The 22,975-nt window shown below is 48.9% G+C and carries 18 protein-coding genes; 7 read left to right on the top strand and 11 right to left on the bottom strand.

Going from position 1 to position 22,975, the window contains the following annotated elements; genetic code table 11:
- Positions 1–6: 6 nt before the first annotated feature.
- Positions 7–393: a nuclear transport factor 2 family protein gene (locus tag I1H34_RS18830; RefSeq protein ID WP_212662516.1), complete on the bottom strand. Its 387-nt coding sequence runs from the start codon at positions 391–393 to the stop codon at positions 7–9.
- A gap of 155 nt (positions 394–548) precedes the next feature.
- Between I1H34_RS18830 and I1H34_RS18825 the strand changes: the two genes are divergently transcribed.
- Positions 549–1,367 carry a hypothetical protein gene (locus tag I1H34_RS18825; RefSeq protein WP_212662515.1) on the top strand — a complete coding sequence of 273 codons (819 nt, stop codon included), beginning with the start codon at positions 549–551 and terminating at the stop codon, positions 1,365–1,367.
- 13 nt (positions 1,368–1,380) lie between these two features.
- On the opposite strand, the gene I1H34_RS18820 is transcribed toward I1H34_RS18825, so the two are convergent.
- Both I1H34_RS18820 and I1H34_RS18815 read right to left on the bottom strand, forming a co-directional pair.
- The gene (locus I1H34_RS18820; RefSeq protein ID WP_212662514.1) at positions 1,381–2,448 is read right to left on the bottom strand and encodes a 3-deoxy-7-phosphoheptulonate synthase; all 1,068 of its coding nucleotides are present in this window, start codon (positions 2,446–2,448) and stop codon (positions 1,381–1,383) included.
- A gap of 73 nt (positions 2,449–2,521) precedes the next feature.
- Positions 2,522–3,385: a uroporphyrinogen-III synthase gene (locus I1H34_RS18815; RefSeq protein ID WP_212666338.1), complete on the bottom strand. Its 864-nt coding sequence runs from the start codon at positions 3,383–3,385 to the stop codon at positions 2,522–2,524.
- A gap of 161 nt (positions 3,386–3,546) precedes the next feature.
- Here I1H34_RS18815 and I1H34_RS18810 point away from each other — a divergent pair, with 161 nt between their 5' ends.
- The 4 genes from I1H34_RS18810 to I1H34_RS18795 all read left to right on the top strand — a co-directional run bounded on the left by I1H34_RS18810 (position 3,547) and on the right by I1H34_RS18795 (position 8,771).
- Positions 3,547–4,464: a serine aminopeptidase domain-containing protein gene (locus I1H34_RS18810; protein WP_212662513.1), complete on the top strand. Its 918-nt coding sequence runs from the start codon at positions 3,547–3,549 to the stop codon at positions 4,462–4,464.
- A 110-nt stretch (positions 4,465–4,574) separates the two neighbouring features.
- The gene (locus tag I1H34_RS18805) at positions 4,575–6,311 is read left to right on the top strand and encodes a diflavin flavoprotein (RefSeq protein ID WP_212662512.1); all 1,737 of its coding nucleotides are present in this window, start codon (positions 4,575–4,577) and stop codon (positions 6,309–6,311) included.
- A gap of 47 nt (positions 6,312–6,358) precedes the next feature.
- Positions 6,359–6,892, top strand: coding sequence for a DNA topology modulation protein (locus I1H34_RS18800; protein WP_212662511.1), 534 nt, complete (start codon positions 6,359–6,361; stop codon positions 6,890–6,892).
- Positions 6,893–6,896: 4 nt separating this feature from the next.
- Entirely contained in the window at positions 6,897–8,771 is a 1,875-nt protein-coding gene (locus I1H34_RS18795) for a diflavin flavoprotein (RefSeq protein ID WP_212662510.1), read from the top strand.
- Between the two features lie 38 nt (positions 8,772–8,809).
- Here I1H34_RS18795 and I1H34_RS18790 read toward each other — a convergent pair whose 3' ends face one another.
- Both I1H34_RS18790 and I1H34_RS18785 read right to left on the bottom strand, forming a co-directional pair.
- Positions 8,810–10,138, bottom strand: a complete 1,329-nt coding sequence (locus tag I1H34_RS18790) for an ATP-binding protein (protein ID WP_212662509.1) — start codon at positions 10,136–10,138, stop codon at positions 8,810–8,812.
- Between the two features lie 176 nt (positions 10,139–10,314).
- Positions 10,315–11,562: a molybdopterin molybdotransferase MoeA gene (locus I1H34_RS18785; protein WP_212662508.1), complete on the bottom strand. Its 1,248-nt coding sequence runs from the start codon at positions 11,560–11,562 to the stop codon at positions 10,315–10,317.
- A 300-nt stretch (positions 11,563–11,862) separates the two neighbouring features.
- On the opposite strand from I1H34_RS18785, the gene I1H34_RS18780 reads away from it, so the two are divergent.
- Positions 11,863–12,084: a ferredoxin-thioredoxin reductase variable chain gene (locus tag I1H34_RS18780; RefSeq protein WP_212662507.1), complete on the top strand. Its 222-nt coding sequence runs from the start codon at positions 11,863–11,865 to the stop codon at positions 12,082–12,084.
- A 55-nt stretch (positions 12,085–12,139) separates the two neighbouring features.
- On the opposite strand, the gene I1H34_RS18775 is transcribed toward I1H34_RS18780, so the two are convergent.
- The 5 genes from I1H34_RS18775 to dusB form a co-directional block, all read right to left on the bottom strand.
- A complete protein-coding gene (locus I1H34_RS18775; protein WP_212662506.1) occupies positions 12,140–13,948 on the bottom strand; it encodes an ATP-binding response regulator in 1,809 nt (602 codons plus the stop codon).
- Positions 13,949–14,066: 118 nt separating this feature from the next.
- Positions 14,067–16,151 carry a GAF domain-containing protein gene (locus I1H34_RS18770; protein WP_212662505.1) on the bottom strand — a complete coding sequence of 695 codons (2,085 nt, stop codon included), beginning with the start codon at positions 16,149–16,151 and terminating at the stop codon, positions 14,067–14,069.
- 350 nt (positions 16,152–16,501) lie between these two features.
- The gene (locus I1H34_RS18765; RefSeq protein ID WP_212662504.1) at positions 16,502–17,953 is read right to left on the bottom strand and encodes a serine/threonine-protein kinase; all 1,452 of its coding nucleotides are present in this window, start codon (positions 17,951–17,953) and stop codon (positions 16,502–16,504) included.
- Between the two features lie 449 nt (positions 17,954–18,402).
- Complete coding sequence (locus I1H34_RS18760) at positions 18,403–20,514, bottom strand: M3 family metallopeptidase (protein ID WP_212662503.1); 2,112 nt, start codon at positions 20,512–20,514, stop codon at positions 18,403–18,405.
- A gap of 113 nt (positions 20,515–20,627) precedes the next feature.
- Positions 20,628–21,656 (bottom strand): tRNA dihydrouridine synthase DusB, encoded by a 1,029-nt coding sequence (gene dusB / locus I1H34_RS18755; RefSeq protein WP_212662502.1) that lies wholly within the window; start codon positions 21,654–21,656, stop codon positions 20,628–20,630.
- Positions 21,657–21,676: 20 nt separating this feature from the next.
- On the opposite strand from dusB, the gene I1H34_RS18750 reads away from it, so the two are divergent.
- A complete protein-coding gene (locus tag I1H34_RS18750; protein ID WP_212662501.1) occupies positions 21,677–21,841 on the top strand; it encodes a hypothetical protein in 165 nt (54 codons plus the stop codon).
- A 22-nt stretch (positions 21,842–21,863) separates the two neighbouring features.
- Here the strand turns inward: I1H34_RS18750 and pheS are convergent, their stop codons facing one another.
- On the bottom strand, positions 21,864–22,856 hold the full coding sequence (pheS, locus tag I1H34_RS18745; RefSeq protein WP_212662500.1) for a phenylalanine--tRNA ligase subunit alpha: 993 nt from the start codon (positions 22,854–22,856) through the stop codon (positions 21,864–21,866).
- Positions 22,857–22,975: the final 119 nt, after the last annotated feature.

Here is a 22,975-nt window from a genome sequence, read left to right as displayed (position 1 = left end):
CAGGGTCTAACTGACAATGGGGCTGCCATGATGATGAACTAAATACCAGTCCTGGCCCATGCGCTCAAAAATGTTGGTGGCCATGGATTCAGCTTTTTGTTGGCGACGTTGGGCGACCTGCAACACTTTTTCAATGAGCACAACATAGGCTAACTCTCCGCTGCGGTTGACCGTAATGATTTTGGTGTCAATTTCAAGATAGGCGGTATTCTGGAAGATTTTTTCCCAGGACGACTCAATGGCGTCCCACCCCTTCAATTCCCCTCGGCCGGGATGAACACAGATACTAGCAATGCCGTGGGACCATACCTTTTGCATGGCTGCTAGATCTTTTTTCTCAAAAGCTCGATAAAAAGCGGCGTTGGTGTCAAGAATAACCTGCTCATCCTGCATGGAGAAAGATGTCCTATGCTGTGAAACAAAATGGGCTTACTTTTCTTCTTTCTTTGTAGACCCTCCTTCTCTGATTCATCGCCCAGGTTAACAACTTGTTATCTGTGAAGCCCCCAGAGAGTAGACTGATTGCTGAATTCTTGATGCTTTTAAACATGATCAAACCCAAACTAATTTCTGTTGTTGTGGGTGCGATCGCATTCACCCTCACTCAGCCTGCAGCTCAAGCCCAAAAGCCCTTGGAGTTTCCAGCACAACTGAATTTCACTCCGAAACAACTTGCCAGTACTGCACCGATAGCGCCTGTTGCGCAACCCTCATTCATTGCCCAAGCCCCCCCAGCCAATCCTCTATCTTCGTTGAATCTGAGTGCTGCTCAAGAGACCCAGATCAAAAGAATTGATGCTTTGATCCAAGCCCAGGTCAAAAGTGTCTTGACTCCAGCCCAATGGTCAGAACTGCAATCGCTACAAGCTTCAGGGGCATCCAAAGGGGCCGCCTTGTCTAAGCTCAACCTGTCACCGGACCAAATTAACCAGCTGAAAGAAATTGAATCCATTGCTCAGCAGCGACTGCTCTCTATTCTGAATGCAGACCAGAAACAACAGCTTCAAAAGGGACCATCGACTGCGCCCGCTCCCACGCCTGCTGCTCCTGTCCCCTCTACACCGCCTGCTCCATCCTCGTCACCCCCTTCAGCCCTAGCGGCCTTGAATCTGACGACTGAGCAACAGGCGCAAGTGCAGCAAGTTCAGGCGTTAGCCCAGGCCCAAATCCAAAATATTCTGAGCCCAGATCAACAAAAGCAATTACAAACCCTGCAATCGGCAAAGCTCTCCCAAGCAGCTGCGCTGCAACAGCTTAATCTCACAGGCAATCAAAAATCCCAGTTGCAAGAAGTTGAATCCTTGGCTCAACAACGTATCCTGTCAATTTTGACTGATGAGCAAAAGAAGAAACTGCTCACACCTTAAAAAATGTGGGAAGTTAGCTCACGGAGACCTTGTCAGCACCGCGAACTGATTTTGCCAAGGTGGTCAACATTTCGGTTGTTGTTTCGAAATTGACACAGGCATCCGTGATGCTTTGTCCATAGGTTAGCTGGCTCAAATCTTCTGAAATGGATTGGTTCCCAGCCACTAAATGGCTTTCGATCATCACCCCTAACAACCGCTGTGAGCCATGATCGAGTTGCCGTGCTACTTCTTTTAATACCTCGACTTGCCGATTGTGGTCTTTATTGGCATTGGCATGGCTACAGTCCACCATGACTCTGGGGTTTAGATTGTGCTTGGAAAGTTCTTTCGTGGCCTGTTCTACATTCTCTTCGGCATAGTTGGGGCCTTGCTTTCCACCTCGGAGGACCAAATGAGTATCAGGATTGCCCGTGGTTTTGACGATACTGGCGAGGCCGTGGTGGTTGATGCCTAAAAAACGATGGGGTTGGTTGGCGGCTAGCATCGCGTTAGTCGCCGCTTGCAAACTACCATCGGTGTTGTTTTTGAAACCAATCGGCATGGATAAACCCGAGGCCATCTCCCGATGGGTTTGGCTTTCCGTGGTCCGAGCGCCAATGGCAGTCCAGGTAATCACATCAGCAATATATTGAGGGGTAATGGGATCGAGCAATTCTGTCGCAGCGGGCAAGCCTAAATTGGCTAAATCCAACAGCAACTGACGAGCCAAGCGCAAGCCTGTATTAATTTCATAGCTACCATCTAGATGAGGGTCGTTGATCAGCCCTTTCCAACCGATGGTAGTCCGAGGTTTTTCAAAATACACCCGCATGACAATTTCTAGCTGATCGGAAAGCTGTTCCCGTAACACGGCGAGCTTTTTGCCATATTCCAATGCTGCATCGACGTCATGAACCGAACAAGGACCGACAATGACTAAGAGGCGCTGATCCTCGTTGCGCAGAATATTGCGGATGCGATCGCGTGTTTCTGCGACGAGGGCAGCCGCTGTATCCGTCAAAGGAACTTCATGATGGAGCAAAGCAGGACTAATCAAGGGACGGGTTTCAACGACATGAAGGTCGGCGGTCTGATACATGGTGTCTCAAAAACTCCAGGTACTGGCCTTGCTCACAGAAGGTTGGCCAGGGGCGAATTTACGTATTTACAGTTTACGGCAAAATTACGGGGTCCTGCCTAGGGATATCTGCGGAAGCTGGGTGGAAAAATTGAGCGATGGCTTCGACAAAGCCTGTAAATGAACTAAAGTCCTTGGACACTATATCAACGGATAGCCCTAAGGCTTTTGCATTCCCAGCGGTATAGGGGCCAAAGCAGGCGATCACACAATGTTTCATCAGTGTTTTGCTATCCACCATCTGTAATAGTGCAGAGATTTCAGCGGTACTGCTGAATGCGATCGCATCTACCCTACCCTGATAAATCTGCTCCAGCTCGACAGCATAGTCCGTGGCATTGAGCCGACGTGTTACATAGGCAGGTGCCGATACAACGGTTAATCCCAATTGTTGGAGATCGGCAAGGAACTCGGGCACAATATCCGGCTCTGGTATCCTCTCCACCTGGGGAATAGGAACTAGAATGCGTTGAGTTTCTATCCCAGGAATTTGAGCCAGCTCTTTCACAATGCCCGACGGACTCGATTCATCGGGAACTAGGTCAACACGAACGCCTAGCTCTTGCAGTCTTTCTGCATCTTGGCCAATGGCGCAAATATGGCATTGATTGAGCAGGAATAAGGGGATGTCTAGCTGCTGCAACCGCAGAATGACGGCTTGAATACCTGTTCGACTGGTAAAGGCTACCCAAGAAAAATCCTTGAGATGTTGCAACGCCTGATCCAAGCTGGGTGAAGGGTCTAAGGCACAGGTCTCTATCGTGGGCATAACGATAGGCAACCCCCCTTGCAGAATCATTGCGGTTGCCAGACGTGCTGCATAGGGCCGAGGAGCCGTCATTACAATCCGCTTATTGTCCAGGGGAAGTTGTGCTGTTGATAGCAGTAGATCCGTCATTCTATCCACCGTCAAAGGTTATGCCTTATTTTGCCAGGCGTTAAGGGCCAGCCAGTCCCAAAAGTGGATATTAGCCCAGGTGAAGATGGGATAAATCGGATTAAGGTGAGGTTGGAACAGGTCTAGGTCCACCATAAGTTTGTTATTCCTAAGAGGAGTCTATGACGTCTTCGATTCCAGAACGCCTGCTATTTGTCCAGCATGGTTGGGCCGATACCAATGGGGCCATGGCTCGTTTGGCGAGAAGAGTTGCCCCCGCTAATACCAAGATCATTTCTCCTAATCTAGGGTGGTGGCGGACCTGGCTGCGGATTGAACCCTTGGTTCAACATGTGGAAGCCATTGCCACTCAGATGATGTCGGACCATCCTCAACTCCCGGTTCGCGTTGTGGGACATTCCATGGGTGGGTTGATTTGGTTAGAGGTATTGCATCGTCATCCAGAGTGGTGGCCCCAGGTAGAGTCTCTTGTTTTAGTCGGGTCCCCCGTGGGCGGATCGGATGTCTGTCGGATCATGGATCCCTTGGAAGTGGGGCTAGGGATTGCCCGGGATTTGGGTAAGAATCGGCGAAGTATGGCGAGTGCGATCGCAGCCACAATACCAACCCTCTCCATTGCCAGCAATACCGATGGCGGCAGTGATGGCTTAATCATGCTGGGAGCTACCCAATTTGATCATGCTCACCATGTCGTATTGCCCGATATTGTCCATAGTGCTCAACGTAATGATGCAGCGATTGATAGCGCCATCCGGGAGTTTTGGCAAATTCCTCGTCAACCCCTCCCTGTCAAGCCATCCCCTGAGCTAGAGATTATTCAACGGCTGCAGGCCGTCCCCGGAATGACGGATGCCCACCAGCGAGATTTTGATAAAGCGAAAGTATCCCTGATCTTTGACTCCGGCTTAACCCTGCGGTTATGGAAGAATCCTGCTCGGGTGGATCATGTGTTTCTGGCCTCCCCCCAGGACCAGTGCCTATTCAGTGGATTTGTGGGCTGGATTCATGGCGGGGCATTGCGTCGCACCCTCCAGGAAATCCAATTCGAGTTTGCAGGCAAAGCGACAGGCATGGCCTGAAACAGGAAAACTCTATGCCATTCATCACAACTTCTAATCAAAGCCAAGGGAGATATTAAGCTAGAATTGCAATATATCTTAACAATTTGCAATAGCATTGGAGGTGGCTGATGGTAGCACTAGGCGATCGCAACGTACAATCCGACAACCGATTAACCACGCAAACCCTTGAGATTGGGGAAGAGACCACCGTGATGCGCTCCTTGGATTGGGATCGTGATCGCTTTGACATCGAGTTCGGGTTACAGAACGGTACCACCTACAACTCCTATCTAGTCCGGGGTGACAAAGTCGCCCTGATTGACACGTCCCATGAGAAGTTCCGAGAGCTATACCTCAGCCTCCTCAAGGGTGAAATTGACCCAGCTGAGATTGATTATCTGGTTATTAGCCACACCGAGCCTGACCATAGTGGCCTGGTTAAAGATGTCTTAGCCCTCGCTCCTAATATCACCGTTGTCGGCGCCAAAATTGCCCTCAGCTTTTTAGAAAACCTTGTTCACCAGTCCTTCAACAGCCAGATTGCCAAAAATGGCGATCAAATTGACCTCGGCCAAGGTCATGTTTTGGAATTCCTCAATGCCCCCAATTTGCACTGGCCCGATACCATCTTCACCTACGATCACAAGACTCAAATCCTCTATACCTGTGATGCCTTTGGCTCTCACTTTTGCACCGACGATACCTTTGATGCCAATCTAGAAGCCCTCTCACCAGACTATCGGTTTTACTACGAATGTCTGATGGGACCCAACGCTCGCTCTGTTCTTGGAGCCATGAAGCGGATGGACAAGCTAGAAGGCATTAACACCATTGCGACTGGCCATGGCCCTCTTCTCCGTCACAATGTTCAAGAGCTAACAGAACGGTATCGCAAGTGGAGTAAGGAGAAATCCAAAGCAGAGAAAACAGCAGCGGTCTTTTATATCTCCGATTACGGCTATAGCGATCGCCTCTCCCAAGCGATTGCCCGCGGCATTTCTAAGACCGGGGTCGCCGTCGAGATGATGGATTTGAAAGTCGCTGATGTGCAAGAAGTACAGGAACTAATCAACTATGTTTCTGCGTTTGTCGTCACGACTCCACCTGCGTCAGGCCGTTACGCTACGGTTGCCCAAACTGCAATTAGCCAGATTTTAGCGGCTGCCAAGAGTAAGCAGATTTTTGGTGTTTTTGAATCCTATGGGGGTGACGATCAGCCCATTGATCCCCTATTGACTCGGTTTAAAGACACGGGTTCAAAGGAAGCCTTTAGCGCGATTCGGGTCAAGGACACCCCCACTGAAGCGATTTACCAAGCCTGTGAAGAATCTGGAACGGACCTGGGCCAAAAATTGACTCTGAAGGAAAACATCAAGAAGATCAAAGAGATTGATGGTGATTTGGAGAAAGCCCTAGGCCGTCTTAGCAGTGGCCTTTATATTCTTACGGCCCATAAAGGTGATCTGAACGGGGCCATGCTGGCCTCCTGGGTTGCCCAAGCTAGCTTTGAACCCCTCGGGTTTACAGTGGCCGTGGCGAAAGATCGGGCGATCGAATCCCTGATGCAGGTCGGTGATACCTTTGTTATCAATGTCTTAGAAGCCGATAATTATGCCAGCTTGATGAGTCATTTCCTCAAGCGATTTCCACCTGGGGCCGATCGATTTGCAGGGGTCAAAACGCGCACGGCTGAAAATGGGTCTCCTATTTTGGCAGACGCTCTCTCCTATATGGAATGTAAAGTCATCAGCCGGATGGAATGTAGCGACCATTGGTTGGTCTATAGCGAGGTTACGGTGGGTAAGGTGTCTAAGCCTGATAGCCTCACAGCAGTCCATCATCGACAGGTGGGTACTTACTATTAGGGATTTGGCCTTTATCGATCGTTGCGAGTATTTTCGAGGCTAAATGAGTGCAAAAGGTTGCCATTATTGGAAATTGCGGGGCGGGTAAGTCTACCTTAGCTCGGCAGTTGGGGTCTATTCTCAACCTGAAAGTGATCCATTTAGACCAAGCATATTGGCAGCCAGGTTGGATGGAAACCGAACCACAGGCTTGGCGGCGACGAGTGGAAGCCCTAGTCCAATCAGAAGCCTGGATTATAGACGGCAATTACAGTGGCACTTTTGATCTGCGTCTTCCGGTTGCCGATAGGGTTATCTTCCTAGATTTTTCTCGCTGGCAATGCCTGGTACATGTCCTCAAGCGCATCTGGCAGTATCGTGGTCAAACTCGACCTGACATGGCCCCTCATTGTCCCGAGCGACTCAACTGGCAGTTCCTATGGTACGTATGGTGTTTTCCCAGTCACAATCGCCCCAAAATTGTCCAAGCGCTGGCTACGCTGCCTTCCCCACAGACCGTGATGACGCTTCGCGATCCTAAAGCCGTTCAGCAGTTTTTATCACAATTTCAACCTTGTTCTTCCTTGCCGTTAGACGGATAGATTCATGACCCCATCCACCCTTACTCCCACTTCCCAGTCTGCAACCGATAAAGCTAGAGATGTACAGGTGGTTCCTGTCGCACCGGGGACATTGGCGTTGCGATCGCGCAGTTGGAATCGCCTCCGATTTGAAATTGAATATGCTCTTGAACGAGGTACAACCGCCAATACCTACATCGTTAAAGGGGATAAAACTGCCCTGATCGATCCGCCAGGAGGCTCTTTCACAGAAATCTTTTTTCAACAGCTTCAGGCCATATCGGCTCAGTCGAGTGCTGCCTTTAAACCACTATTCGGTCGGCTTTGGGATCAACTCCGGTGGGTGACTCAGCAGTCTGTTGATTTAGACGATTTTGACTTTGATTTACAGACGCTGGATTATTTGGTGCTGGGTCATGTCAATGCCAACCGCGCAGAAACCTTAAAGGGACTTCTCGATCAGGTTCCCAGCGTCACTATCGTTTGTTCCAACCCTGGTGCAGCGGCCCTCAAATCTGCTCTCCCAGACTATGAACTGAATCTCAAGATTGTCAGAAGTAGTGCCAGCGATAAGACCCTGGATTTAGGACAAGGGCACCGACTGCAGTTTGTTCGGGCCTCTACGCCTCGCTATCCCGATAGCTTGTTAACTTACGATGCTGCCACTCGAACGCTCTTTTCCGATAAATTCTTTGGCATTCATCTCTGTAGCGAGGATGCCTTTGACCACAACACTACTCAACTGAGGGAAGATCGGCGCTATTACTTTGACTGTTTGAAAGCCCCCTATGCCCGCCAGGTCGAAGTCGTGCTCGAAAAGTTAGCGCCTTTGGCGATCAGCACCTATGCCCCTAACCACGGTCCTATTGTTCGGTATGGTGTTCAGGAACTGACCCGTACCTATCAGCAATGGAGTGAGGTCCAGAAAAAGAAAACCAGTTCGGTGGCGATTCTTTATGCTTCGGCCTACGGCAATACTGCCACTATTGGCCAAGCGATCGCTCGAGGGATTACCAAGGCAGGGGTAGCGGTGCAGGTGATCAATTGTGAAACGGCTAGCCCCAAGGATATTCAAGCCGTTGCCGACAATTGCGAGGGCTTTATTATTGGTTCGCCAACCCTTGGGGGACATGCCCCGACTCAAATTCAAACGGCCCTAGGAATTCTGCTGTCGACTGTTCCCAAAACGAAGCCCACGGGGGTTTTTGGTTCCTTTGGCTGGAGTGGTGAAGCGATTGATTTATTAGAAGGAAAGTTGCGGGATGCAGGTTACAGCTTTGGGTTTGACTCCATTAAGGTGAAATTCAAGCCGACCGATGTCACTCTCAAAAGCTGTGAAGAATCGGGCACTGATTTTGCTCAAAAGATTAAGAAAGCCAAGAAAGCCAAATCTCGTCCCCAAAGTTCTACCCAATTAGGAGCCCAAACCACTTCTACGGAACAGGCTGTAGGTCGAATTGTCGGTTCTCTCTGTATTCTGACTGCAAAGCAAGGCGATGTTGCGAGTGGGATGCTGGCCTCATGGGTCTCACAGGCCACCTTCAATCCACCGGGATTTACGGTTGCGGTTGCCAAGGAGCGAGCCGTTGAGTCCTTACTCCATAACGAGAGTACGTTTGTGCTCAATATTTTGGGTGAAGATAACTATCAGCGAACGATGAAGCACTTCCTAAAGTCTTTTGGTCCAGGCGAAGACCGATTTCAGGGGCTTGAAACGGATACTGCTAGTAATGGCAGTCCTATTCTGAAAGAATCAATCTCTTATTTGGAGTGCGAAGTGGCTAATCGGATGGAATGTGGGGACCACTGGGTCATCTATGCCACGGTCAAGAACGGTGAAGTGTTGAAATCTAACGTCAAAACTGCAGTTCATCATCGCAAAGCTGGAACCCGCTATTAAAAATCAGGGCTGTTACTCAAGCGATACAGCCCTGATTTTTACAACTTGAAAGAAGCTAGATCATCATTGGTTTGGCTTTTCTTTCCGTTTTTGGAGGCTGCTTTGGGGCTGGCTCCTCCATTGACGTCCGTACCAATGCTGACTTTAGTGACCAGATCTTTCCAGGATACTTGGGTGTTTTGCTCAAGAACTGCTAATAAATCGACAAAGGCCTTAATGGTATTGCGAGGGGTACGGAAGTACGCTTCGCCAATATAGTCTGAGCAATGGGCCATAAATGCCTGGATGCCTTGATCTGGAAGGCGAGATTTCTTCGTATTGCCTTCGGCAAACACTAGGCGAATTTTGCCCAGCAGCACGTACAGGTCTTCGGGACTTAGGTTCGCTAAGCGTAAAACAGGTCCACTGTAATCTACTAGACCGTCACCTGCAAAACTATTCTCTGCCAAGCGCGTTTGCAGCGCAGGATAGCTGTAGAGTCCTCGGCGTGTATCCATTAGCAAATCAGGAGTGCCACCAAACATAAACCCTAAATGCCCAGCATTCCCCTGCAAACAATCATTGAGGATGCGCAGAATTTGTTCGTAATTGCTTTTGCGGGCCTGGGTGTTGGAGAGTTTATATAGATTCACCATCTCATCCAAGCAAATCATAAAGCCGTCGTATCCCGCTAGTTTCACCAGCTGGGCAAAAAGCTTGAGTTGATCGTAGACGTTGGTATCATCCACGATGGTTCTGACTCCTAAGGCCGTTCGGGCTTCGGTTTTGGTTGAAAATTCTCCCCGGAGCCAGCGGACTGCATTGGCTTTCAAGGCATCATCTCCGCTATCATGACCGCGCCAGTAGGCGGCAATTACTTCGGCAAAGTCATACCCCCCGACGAATTCCGAGAGATGAGCTAATCGCTCGCGGATAATGTCCTCGGGATTGACCTTGCGATCGCGTCCTTCTGTCATCGCTGACGTCACAAATCGTTCGACGACACTGGGCAAAGCTCCACCATCTGGTTTGGTGCGAGTCGATAGGTTGGCCATGAGTTCGGTATACAGGGACCGGGCTTGACCACTAGACGCATGTAAGCGCCGATCGGGCGTTAGGTCAGCATGGGCTGTCACCAGCTTTTTCTCTAAAGCAATGGTGCGGGTCAAATTGATGAAAAAGGTTTTACCCGAGCCGTACTCACCAATAATGAAGCGGATGGCGGCGCCGCCTTCGGCGATGCGTTCGACATCTCGCAGAATGGCTTTAATTTCTTCAGCCCGTCCCACTTGAATCAAATGTTGTCCTTTGCGTGGAACCACGCCCGCTTGCAGGGCCTGAATCACTGCATCCCGATCTTTGGGTTTAATTTTGATGGCAGTGGCCATGCCCATCACTCCTGCAAACAATTTGTACTAAAGTCGCTGGCTGCTTCTCCCATTGCCTAATGCATTGCACCAGCTAGGCAACAGTTTAGACTGAGGATCCAAGAATGCCAATGGTTGTCATGGATTTGGCATTAATAAAGGTCTACTTTATGGTTGATCGAGCCTGCTTGAATGGTTTAGGTGTTGGCTGCCTCCACTTGCATCACAGACACTACCCCCCCAGCTTCTGTTGCCGGATGATCGATAGGAATAACAACTAAACCGTTGGTTTGAGACAAATTCATCAGATTACCAGAGCTATGACTCCCGCCAGCTAATGCAAATTCATATTGGCCGGAATCCAGGCTCAATTTCCCCCAGAGATAAATTTCTCGCTGGCCGCCTGCTGGTAAAGGATGTAAGGTTCTAGCTTCTACAAACTGAGGCCTCCAATTGGCAGCCTGACCGGATACTTTGCGGAGGGCGGGCTGCACAAATCGCCAAAAACTGACCAAAGCCGAAACAGGATTTCCTGGTAGACCAAAATACAGGACAGGTTGCTTTCCGTCTGCAGCAGGAAATGTGGCAAAGGTTAAAGGTTTACCTGGCTTAACGGCCACAGACCGAATATGAATATCAGCATTTAACTCAGCCAGTACTTGATCCACATAATCGTAATCCCCAACCGAGACTCCCCCGGAGGAAATCACTACATCGGTCTGGGGAATTGTAGTTGAGATCGCAGTTCTCAAATCCTCAACTTGGTCACCCACCGGATCTACCAGTCGCACTTCCGCTCCCATTGCCTGCACCAACGCTGCTAAAGCATACCGATTGGAATCGACAATTTGTCCGGGCTGTAACGGCTGATCGGGGGCAATGAGCTCATTGCCTGTCGATAAAATCGCGACCACGGGCCGACGATAAACAGGAATCTCTGTGCACTGCACCGTTGCCAAAATGGCAATATCTGGAGGCGTTAGAGTAATGCCTTGCTTTAAAATCGGTGTTCCCCCTTGATAGTAAGCGCCTCGCTTTCTGACAAAGGCTTGGGGTTGAGGGCATTGCAGGATATGAACTTGCTCACCTTGTCGGAGCGTATTCTCTTGCATCACCACTGTATCTGCCCCCTGGGGCAGCATGGCCCCAGTAAAAATGCGGGCAGCTTGCCCAGGAGCTAACGAGATATTAGGGCAAGTCCCGGCTGGTATTTCCGTCACTACATCAAGGATGGCTGGGGTGTCAGGTCCACAAGTTTTGAGATCTTCGTAGCGAACCGCATACCCATCCATCGCTGAATTATCCCAATAGGGAAAATCCAGTTTACTGGAAATATCTGTGGCCAGAATCCGCTGCTGAGCGTTGAGAAGAGAGGTGACTTCTTGATCGGTGAGCGGTAGAGCAAGCTTGAGAATGAGAGACTCTGCTTGGGCAACTGAAAGCATGAGATACCTTTGGGTGCAAGGACGATAGGGGAGCGGTGTCGGGGGTTGCTCCTACAAGTTAGGCTGACCAACCTTCATTTTGCAAAAAATAATAGTATCTTCTGTTACATCCCTTTAAGCTTCCATTAGTTGATTGGGGCTTGCTTTGGCTGACTTTAAAGTTTTGCTTTTACAGCAAGGTCCTGCAACTGCTTCATCAGCAACGGTCCATCTTGTGCAAAGATTAAAAGAGATTGTTCTGCAGTCTCTCTAGAGATTCGCAAGCAGTTGATGCCCCTGTTTAGAGTAATCGGCTAAGTTATGCAAGTAGGCGATCAAGTCCGCGTCAAAGAATCAGTTGTTATCTACCATCATCCTGAACATCGAAATAACCCCTTCGATATTAAAGGCACGGAAGGTGAGCTAATTCAAGTCATCAAGGACTGGCAAGGGCGAGAAGTGAGCGCCAATTACCCTTATCTCGTTAAGTTCAGTAAAAAACTCCGCATTCATTTGGGCGAGCACGAAATAGAGTCTGTGTAGCGTCTAGCTAGATCTATCCCTAAACGCCATTCCCCTCAAACAATGGCGGATGATTTTAGCCCACCAGCGATTGCAGGGTGGCTAAGAGATTGGATTCATCATAAGGTTTTGCCAGGTAGGCACTAGCGCCCAAGGTTGTCGCTAACTGTCGATGCTGATTGCTATTGCAGGTACTGAGCATCACCACCGGCAGGTTCATAATGGCTGGCTGACGGCAGCGATATTCTAGAAACTCAAACCCATTCATATTGGGCATTTCTACGTCACAGATAATCAGCTGAATATCCGCTCGCTCTACCTGTTCGATGGCTAATTGCCCATCAGCAGCCTCTAGGACTTCATATCCGGCTGATTGTAGCGCCGTGGTTACCATCATGCGGACCATTTTGGAATCATCAACCACGAGTATTGTGGTTTGCGATCGCGTTTTTTTACGGAGCCTTTGAGGGCGTTTAGGCTTGGGACTGGCAGACACTGCTGGGCTGGACAGCCGCACTGCCTTTGGCATTGGCAGCGGACTTAAATCCAACATTTCATTGAGCAGGGCGGCAATATCTACTACCCCATACTCCTCTGACTCCAAAGCCGTCTCGCCAGAAAAATAAGGACAATGGATTTGTTCTTCTGGGATTTGTAGAACCAGCTCTGACTCTGTCACCAATCGGGTGATTTCAACTTCTAACGCCAGGGTCTGCCCCCCCTGATGAATAATAACGAAGGGAGAACTCCCAAATACCTTGGGACTGCCCACTCCATTCCCAGGCAATACCGCTGCGGTCAGCCGGGGCCAATGGCTCTCCCCTTGATTGAGTAAATGCCCTAAGGGATGAATAGGGATAAATTGTTGCTGCCAACTTAAACAACGCTGATGCTCATTGCCCATCAACTGTTCAGCTCTAGGAATTAGGATTTCTGCCACAGCTTCTGATGGAATTGTAAATAGCAGCCTTTCCTGCTGCCAGACAAACAATTGGGTAGCATTTAAGATCACCTCATCTGAAGCCGATAATGACTCAGCAGTGGGAATTTCTGCAGCCATGGGGGACAACATGGCAGTGGGTATCGATTGAGTATCCAGCATCTCCGAGCTCTGCTGCTGATTCCCTGGACTCTGCTGTGAAACAGAGTCAGTCTGCAATGCCTGTAAGGCTGTTTTATGGGCTGCTCGAAAGCCAGCCAAAGATAATTGACCAATTGAAATCGCAGATTGGGGATTGCTGTCCAACATTTCCAAGGTGGATTGAGCAATCGTGGTCAGCTCATTCAGCTCCAGGACTTCTCCCCAACCCAATAATGCTTCTGTTAATGCTTTTAACTCAGCCGCAAGGTCGTAGACCTGGGGCTCGATCAATACCTGATTGAGCTGCTCTAAAATTTCCGCAACGTCAGAGATCAAGATTAAAGAGGTAACATCGCTTCCCCCTGCTGGCAGCATTAAATTTCCATTGGCAGCTAACTCATCTTCGGCGACGTCTAAAGAAACAGGCACATAGGCAGAAAAATCTAGTTCTGAAGAAGTGTCTAAGTCTGGTGGGCCAGAAATATAAGCTTCTAAAGCTGTTTGCATCCCTTTATAGGCTTGCCTCAGCAGATCTGCATCCCCCGGGGTCGTCCCCAAGGGATCTTGCTGTAAGTTGAGCATGAAACCCGAAAAGGTTTGGACCTGATGGGCTAACTGAGTGAGATCCAGGGATTGGGCTCCCTCATCCAAGATCTGCGCCATCTCCAGTAAAAAATCAATGGATGTTTTACTGGGAATTTGCAAAACCTCTTGTAAGGTGGTGTCAATCTGCAGTAAAAGTTCTAATGCTTCTTGAAAAAACAGTTGATAGGCAGGATCGCGCAGCGGCGTCTCATTAGCCATGTCTGGCTTCCTTGAATAGGTCATGAACTGATCGGCAGACTAGATGAAATAGCCCCAGAGAAAATGATACTGGGCCAAAGGCAGAACAAAGCAAAGGATGGATTATCAGAGTCATGAACTAGGCTGACAATGAATCTTCCGAGTTGAGATCGTTATTGACCGTAGCCATCAGCTGATGAACGGCTTCTGCAATTTGGGAGGATTGTGTTGTGGCACTGAGCGTAGTGTTTGCGAGATGATCCAAGGTTTTGTGACCTAACACCGATAATTCCACCTGATTCGTGGTGACTTCAGCAATTTGCTGCACGAGATCTAAGACCCGTTGGTTCAGGCTATTTAATTCATGCAACTTCGCTTGGGTATTGCCTAATGTTTGGGTATCCACCGCAATTGTGTTTTTTCCCGTAGACATCTCCTGACCCACAGATTGAGTCGTTGTTTGAATATGGCTGACTAAGGGCTTGACGTCCGTCAGGGTCGCGTCCAGCTGCCGAGATAAGCCATGTACCTTTTCGGCAATTTCAGCAAAGGATTGACCCGCAGCACCAGATCGAGCCGCTTCAAGGGCTGCATTCATAGCCTGTAGCTGGACTTGGGACACCACATGTCCCATTAAATCAATCAGCTCACCGAGTTGTTGGGTGGGTTGCTGTAAGGGATGAACCGATTGGTCAACGGTTTCCACCAACTTGGATAGAGACTGTAAATGGTCCACGGTATTTGTCATCCCAGTTTGACTTTCTTGCGTGGCAATCTGCACCTGTTCCTGGGTTTGGGTAATCTCATTGAGGATGACATGAATTTGATCCGCAGCTTCAGCAATTTCATGCATCTGGTCTTGCGTATGGGTGATCGCCATATTGGCATCTGTGCCAAATAGTTCGACCACGCCATTACTTTCTAGGGAAAGCTGCGAAATTCTCTGCTGTAGCATTTCGTAGTCTTGAGCCGTCTGCTGGGTGTTAGCCATTGCATTATTATTGGCTTGATCGACTTGAACCAGGAGCCGGGAATGTTCAAGGGCAAATCCAACTTGGGAGGCCACTTGGGCAAAGAAGTTGATTTCTGACTCTTGCCATACTCGGGGTTGGGTACATTGATGGGCAATCAATAAACCAAATAGCTTGTCCTCCCGCAGAATCGGCACCACTAAGTTGGCTTTCACTTGAAAGGGCTCTAGTTGGGCCAGATGGCATTGGGTCAAGCCTGCTTCGTGGACGTTATTAATGGCTTGAATTCGTCCTGCACGATACTTCTCGACGTAGTTCTCGGCAAAACAAGGGTCTCTAATTTCGGCCCATAAGGCCTTGGCAATGCCTGGAATAGCGGATTCAGCTATCACCGTGCCATACCAGTCTGCATCAAACCCATAGACAATGACCCGATCGGCCTTGATGATTTTGCGAGCTTCTTCAACGGTGGTGTTGAGGACATCATCTTCATTGAGTGAGGCGCGAATCTTATTGGTGACGTACTTGAGCATCTGTAATTGCTCAATTTCGGCATCTTGCTGGGCCAATAGCGCAGGGATATAGCCTTCGATGCTGCGAATATTATGTTCTAGCTGGCTTAAGATATTTGCTTCAGCTTCCCCGGACTTAACCATACCCGGCCGAATTTGCTGAAGCATCTCATCAGAGACCTGAACTGCTTTAAGTACAGGAGTTGTTGCTCGATGGGCTAACCAAGCTGCGATCGCACCGGCCAGAAGGGCTGTGATTCCTGTTCCAATCAATAGGGAAGGGAGTTGTTGCTGAATAGAGCGTTCGGTTACTTGAAGATCTGGTTTACCAGCTTGCCGTTCCTGAGTAATTTGTTGCTGAACGAGTTGCCCACTAAAGTAAGTGACGGTTCCGATTGCGAGCACTGGCAACATACTGACCGCCAAGGCCAGAGATATGGCTTTAGCTTTAAAGGGAGCGTCTTTATTCTTCACAGGGCCTGCCAAGGGGGATGCAGCCCAGCTAGAAGTGGCGGTTGCTTGGGCTTCAGGATGTGAATTCTGACTTTCTAACGTTTCTCCTCGATTGGCTTCTGCTTCACTTACATCCATCTGCATATCCCAGGGGCCAGATGTAGGCTCATCGGCCTCTAAGTCCTGGATGTGAAAGGACGGATCGGCCGATCTTGATGAGTTTTGATGGGTAGGAAGATCCTCCTGGTCAGCCGTATCGATGTCCAAGGGAGTAGAAGAATGTGTCATCACAAAATAGCCTCATTCATATGTAAGCCAAGCATTAACCGTCAGAGGAAGCATCCCAAAATTCGGGTTTTAAGGATGTATTAAATACACCAATGTAAAAACAGTTTATAAAATTAAGGGTAAGATTTGCAGTGAAATTTTACCTTGTAGTGATTTTCCAATGTTCAGAGAGAATATGCAACGAAGAGATACCCATTGTAAAAATGCCACCCTTGAATCAACCCCAAGTTGGGCTATCTTTCATGCATAAATAACAGTTCTAAGAAGCAGGTAATCGTTCATTGAATTAATTAATTTTTATGGCAGAGAGCAAATAGCTCAAGATATTTAGGGTTTAGATTCTGCGCGATTTATTCATTCACTGATGATGTCAGGCGGTGAATGAGGGTTACAAATCCTAAGCGCCACCACCCGCAAACACCTCGGTCAACCCCCTGACGATTAAGAGGATCTGCGAAACAAGCGGGTAAGTGACCGATCGGTGCGCTGAGGGTGAATTTTAAGTTGGTATAGTCTTGCCATCGTTCCTCGCTAAACCAACCGATTTGCTTTCCAAATGTTTGCCAAACGGCGTAATCTAACGTTTGAGAACCGCCGAGCCGCTGGTAGATTTGTCTTTGAGCTGAAAATCCAAAGTGTCCACCACTATACTCTGTCCACAAAGAATCTAAAGTTTTTAGATCTTGGAGAGGAAAATTCTGAACTACCTGAATATTGAGCGCTTCTTGTGTGGTCATACCCGCAATTTTTAGCATCAGATTCCAAGTTTCTTGGTCAGCAGCAGCGAAATTTTGTTGGGTTAATAAGTCTTTTAAATAGGTGTAATTTGCCCCTACATCGCTTTTTAGGACAGGGGTTGATGCAGAGGTCGTCATTTTGGGTTGTAGGGGGGACGACAGGGTCTGAAGACTGGGTGAAGGGCTAGACGATAGGTTCGCATTGGGACTTAGGGCTTGCCACACTTCGATGGCTGATTGATACCGCTGTTGAATGTCTGGGTGGAGAAGGTTATCAAAAATTTGCGTTAGTTCAGGGCTGACATTGACCTTGAGGCGATGCCAGACTTGATGCCGTTGTTGCGGATTGGCAAAGGGATCTGAGTCTTCTTGGGCAAGATATCCTGTCAAGAGGCGCATCGCTGTTATTGCCAAGCTATGTAAATCGCTAGCTGCTTCTACTTGGCCCTTGAGTTGTTCTGGGGAGGCATAGCCAGGTGTTCCGGTGACGGGTCGAAACTGGCCTTCCAATTGTAAGGACCCCCCAAAATCAATCAGTACCAGGGAGCCATTTTCTTGACGAAGAATATTGCCGGGTTTGATGTCTCGGTGGACCACCTGTCGCTCATGAATAAACTGCAAGATCGGCAACAGCTCTGTAAACAGTTGTTGAATCTGCTGTTCACTGAAGGGGCCATTTTCGATGGCTTCTTGAAATAGATCTTGCCCTTCGATAAATTCCTGGATCAGATAAAGCTGTCCGTCCTGTTCTAAGAAAGCCAATAGCGAAGGGATTTGGGGGTGATTGCCCAGTTCCTTTAATATCGATGCTTCTTGATGAAAAAGGGCGATTGATTTCTCTACCCGGCTTGGATCTAATTGAGGTGGAATAAACTGCTTGATCACGCATGGAGACTGCAAACAGTGCTCATCTATTGCCGAAAAGGTATTTGAGAACCCCCCTGTTCCCAGGGATCGAATGGCACGATAGTGCCCGCCTAGGAGTAGAGACCAACCACATTGTTGACATGTTGAACTATCACTGGCATTGGAGTGCAAGCACTCAGGATTAAGACACTGAGACATTTCCCAAGGAATAACAGTATTTTTTCAAAAGGCCCATCATAGGAGCTTTGGAGAAGACAACAGTGATGGTACTAGGTCAAAGGACAGGGAAACTGGCCTCAAGTCAAAGGATGGGGACAAGATAACATTCGTATCTTGTGTAGTTTCGATATCAATGGGTATCACAAAATATTTTTGTGATACTGTTCAGTCCCGATTTAGGTAGTCCCATGGGGCTGAGGTTGGCAGCTTAAATGAATTTTAATGCTTCTTGGTCATTTACTTTTGTTTATTCTGGTAGCCGTAGCATTTTATCCCTGATCGAGAAAAAATAGGGACGGAATAGGGCCTGATGTTTACTTGGCTCTATCCCATCCCTGATGTCGAAAATTTGGATGATACTGGCTTGTGTGGCAAAAATCAGGACCAGTTGTGTTTAGCAATCGGTTCTAAATGTTGGCCAAATACATTTAGGCTTCGGCTTTTAGACCACTATGGCGAAGCAGCGCTTCAGTGCTTGGTTCTCGCCCTCTGAAAGATTTGAAGACTTCCATGGGATGCTGACTTCCTCCTAACGCTAGAACCGTATCGCGAAATCGGCGGCCCGTCTCTCGAATGGCAGCATCGTTCTCTAATCCTGCTTCTTCAAAGGCAGAAAAAGCGTCGGCACTCAGCACTTCAGCCCATTTGTAGCTGTAGTATCCGGCGGAATACCCCCCGGCAAAAATGTGCCCAAAGGAGCAGAGAAAAGAATCTTCTGGCAAGGGAGGCAAGATGGTGGTGGTTTTGGCAATGCGATCGCGGACCTGTTTCACTTTCTCAGAACCACCGGGCTCGTAGTTATGGTGCAGTTCCATATCCACCATGCCAAAGTGGAGCTGCCGCAGCATGGTGCTGCCACTCATATAGGTCCGAGCCGCCAGCAGCTTCTGGTAATACTCTTCAGGTAATGATTCACCTGTCTCATAGTGCTTGGCCATGCCCATCAGGGTTTGGCGGTCATAGCACCAGTTTTCCATAAACTGACTGGGCAGTTCGACCGCATCCCATTCCACATTACTGATGCCTGCAGCGCCCGCATAATCCACCTGAGTGAGCATATGCTGCAAGCCATGGCCGAACTCATGAAAGAGGGTTTCCACCTCTCTGAAGGTCATTAAACTGGGTTTACCATCTACTGGAGGGGTTTGATTACAAATCAAATAGGCAACGGGTAAGCGAGTCTGGACCGTATCACCCCGATGGAACTTGGCGCGACCCAAGCATTCATCCATCCAGGCACCGCCCCGCTTCTCCGCTGGGCGAGAGTAAGGATCCAGGTAGAAGTGAGCGATAGGTTCTCCCTGTTCATTGGCGACTTGAAAATAGCGAACATCTTCCTGCCAAACCGGAGCTTGACCATCGGCAGCGGTCACCGTCACCCCAAACAGGCGGTTGACCAGATTAAACAAGCCGTCTAAGACCTGGGGTAAGGGGAAATAGGGGCGCAATTGCTCATCAGTAATATCAAACTTGGCTTCTCGCTGGCGCTCGGCCCAGAAACTGACATCCCAATGCTTGAGATCGCTATCTTCCTCAGATCCTTGCTCCTTGGCAAAGGTTTTGAGGGTTTCGAGTTCTGCAGTAGCTTGATCGAAACTAGCCTGTCGGAGTTGCTCCTGTAAGGTTTCAACGGCAGAAACTGTGGGGGCCATTTTACTCGCTAGACTGGCTTCCGCATAGGTTGTAAAGCCAAGAAGTTTTGCTTCTTCTTTTCGCAGCTTGAGAATTCGATCGATAATCTCAGTGTTATCAAATTCCCCTTCAGAAGCCCGGCTAATATAGGCTCGATACAGCTTTTCCCGTAAGTCGCGGCGCTGGCTATGCTGCATAAATGGGCCAAAACAGGGAATGTCAAGGGTCATTAACCAAGGACCATGCTCTGGCGTGGAGTCTTTCTCTCCCACTGCCCGAGCTGCCTGGGCCGCTAGGCTTAGTAAGCTTGGCGGTAAGCCTGCCACTTCCTTGGGATTGGTTAGTAGAATATTGAATGCTTTGGTTGCATCCAAGACATGGTTCGAGAATTGAGTCGATAGAGTCGCTAATTCCAGCTGAATTTGATTGAATCGCTCTTTGACCTCTCCAATCAGACCCACACCCGATAGCTCTGCCTCCCGAATCGCACTCTCAACGATGCGTTGTTGAGCCGGATCTAATTGAGACCAGTCTGGACTCTGTTGCAGTTTTTTATAGGTTTCGTAAATAGGGCGACTCTGGCTCAAGCGAGTGATAAATTCCACGATCTTGGGTTGGCCAGCTTCATAGGCTTTCCGTAATTCTGGAGAGTTTTTGACCCCCATTAAATGTCCAACAATACCCCAGCTCCAGCTCAATCGGTCGCCGAGCTGTTCTAAGGGTTCCACCAATCCAGTCCAAGTGGGTTGGACGTCTGTTTCTAGGGCTTGCAATTCCTGCTCTAGCTCGGTTAAAAGTTGCGTGATGGCGGGCAGCACGTGCTCCGCTTCAATTTGGTCAAAAGGGGGCAAGCCTTCACAGATGAGGAGAGGGTTATCTTGGGCGGCGATGGGGGTGTCGTTGGTCATAATGTTCTATCGCTGTGTTTGATCAAAAAATTCTACGTCAATCCCGTGCATTGCGAATGAGGGATGGAGCTTCATTGATGGAGCAGTCCATTTTTATATTGTAGGGAACCTGGTTAAGCCTGCGGGGTGGGATTACCGTCTATGGCTTGGTCAAGCAACTCTAGACCTTCTTCGACGCTATTGATCCGACAGAGTCGATCTCGCAATTCGGCAGCACCAACAAACCCCTTTACGTACCAAGTCATATGTTTTCGAGCTTGGTGAATGCCTTTGATGCCTTTATATTCCCACAGCCCTTGCAAATGCTCCTGCGCACATTGCAAGCGCTCAATAATAGTAGGTGGGGCCTTTTTCTGTCCTGTTTTGAGGAAATAATCTATCTCTCCCACCAAATAGGGATAGCCCAATGTCCCTCGCGAACACATCACACCATCTGCCCCTGTCGTCTCTAGACAGGCAATCGCCGACTCCACAGACACAATATCGCCATTGGCAATGACTGGAATCGACAGTCGTTCTTTTACTTGTTTGATCCACTGCCACTGAGCGGGACCATTGTAGCCCTGGGCTCGTGTCCGACCGTGCACTGTAATCATCTGAGCACCCGCATCCTGCATGCGTTGGGCGAACTCTAGGATATTGATTTCGTCCTCCTTCCAGCCAATGCGAGTTTTAACTGTCACGGGCACCTCAACAGCAGCTACAACTGCCCGAACGATGGCTTCTGCGGTTTCTGGATCTCGCAAAAGCGAAGATCCGCCACCTTTTTTAGTAATTTTATTGACGGGACAGCCCATATTCAAATCAATGGTATCTGCCCCTTCCTGGACTGCCATTTGGGCGGCTTCCGCTAGAAAATGGGGACGGCAATCAAACAGCTGTACACTAATCGGCTGCTCATCCAAATCCACGTCCATAACTTTGGAGAGGTCACGGGCATGGCAGACCTGGCTGGCATGAACCATTTCTGTGTAGAGCATCGATTCGGGGGCATAGCGTCGCACCAAGCGACGAAAGACCAAATCCGTGACGCCAGATAAGGGCGACTGCAATACCCGACTGTTAACCGCAAAGGGACCGATCTTCAAAGGGGTGGATAAATCAGTCCTGAGTTGTGCTGGGTCAATGGAGGGCGCAGGCATGATGAAGGCTGGAAACAGAGATGAGCGTTGAGTGGCTGGCCCCACCCATGATGCTGCGTTGCTTGGGGGCGTGTTTGCTGTTAGTCAAAGGTCCAGGTGAGATCGGATGGACGGGGTTAGAGATGCGATCGCACCCCAGTATCCTGATAAAAAAATGCATCTTCTACCCAAATGCTAATGACTAGTTTGCCTACAAATGGGAAGCGTCTAGAATTGGCGTAAAAAACGCAAATCGCTGGTATATAACCGTCGAATATCATCAATTTGGTGAAGGACCATCGCAAATCGCTCCACCCCGAAACCTGCAGCGAACCCAGTATAGACCTCAGGATCGTAGCCCACGTTTTTCAGGACATTGGGATCAACCATGCCGCAACCTAAGACTTCTAGCCATCGGCCTTTCCACTGCACGTCGACCTCAGCAGAGGGTTCCGTAAAGGGGAAATAGCTAGCTCGAAACCGAATAGGTACATCTCCAAACATCTGTTCAATAAAGACTTTGATGGTGCCTTTGAGATCCGTAAAGGTAAGCCCCTTATCAACCGCTAAAATCTCAATTTGATGAAACACTGCAGCATGGGTAGCATCTTCCGTATCCCGACGATAACAGCGCCCAGGAGCCGCAATTCGAATGGGCGGTTCATGGTCTTCCATATGGTGAATTTGAACCGCAGAAGTATGGGTGCGCAGCAGATTGCCATCTGGCAGATAAAACGTATCCTGCATATCCCGTGCCGGGTGATCGGGCGGCGTATTCAGGGCTTCGAAATTGTAATAGTCTGTTTCCATCTCTGGACCTTGGGCAATGGTATACCCCAAGCCCACAAAGATATCCAATGCTTTATCAATAGTGCTATTTAGAGGATGAACATGCCCTTGAGGAACGTAGGCTCCCGGCATGGTCACATCTAAGGTTTCTGCTGCAAGTTGAACCGCAATGGCTGCTTGATTTAGATCAGATTTTTTCTTTTCTAATCCCTGTTGTAATGCTTCCTTGACCTGGTTAGCTAGTCCCCCAATCCTGGGCCGTTCCGATGCATCTAGTTTGCCCATCCCCTTAAGGATTTGAGAAAGCTGACCTTTCTTGCCAAGGTAGCTAACCCGAAGCGTTTCTAAAGCATCGAGGGTGTCAGAAGAAATAATTGCAGCTTCTGCCTCTTTCCGAAGCTGCTGCAACTGAGTTTCCAGGTCACTGGTCATGATGTTTCATCGAAATAGTAGTGCTGACTTAAGTTGCGATCAGCATGGATAGAGGATTTAGGAGCTTAATACTTATAGAAGTGGGTTCTAAGTACAGGACAAAAACTATGAAAGCCATG

Origin of the sequence: Acaryochloris marina S15, assembly GCF_018336915.1 — a bacterium.
In the GTDB taxonomy this organism is placed as follows: Bacteria; Cyanobacteriota; Cyanobacteriia; order Thermosynechococcales; family Thermosynechococcaceae; genus Acaryochloris; species Acaryochloris marina_A.
This window is presented reverse-complemented; position numbering and strand designations above follow the sequence as displayed.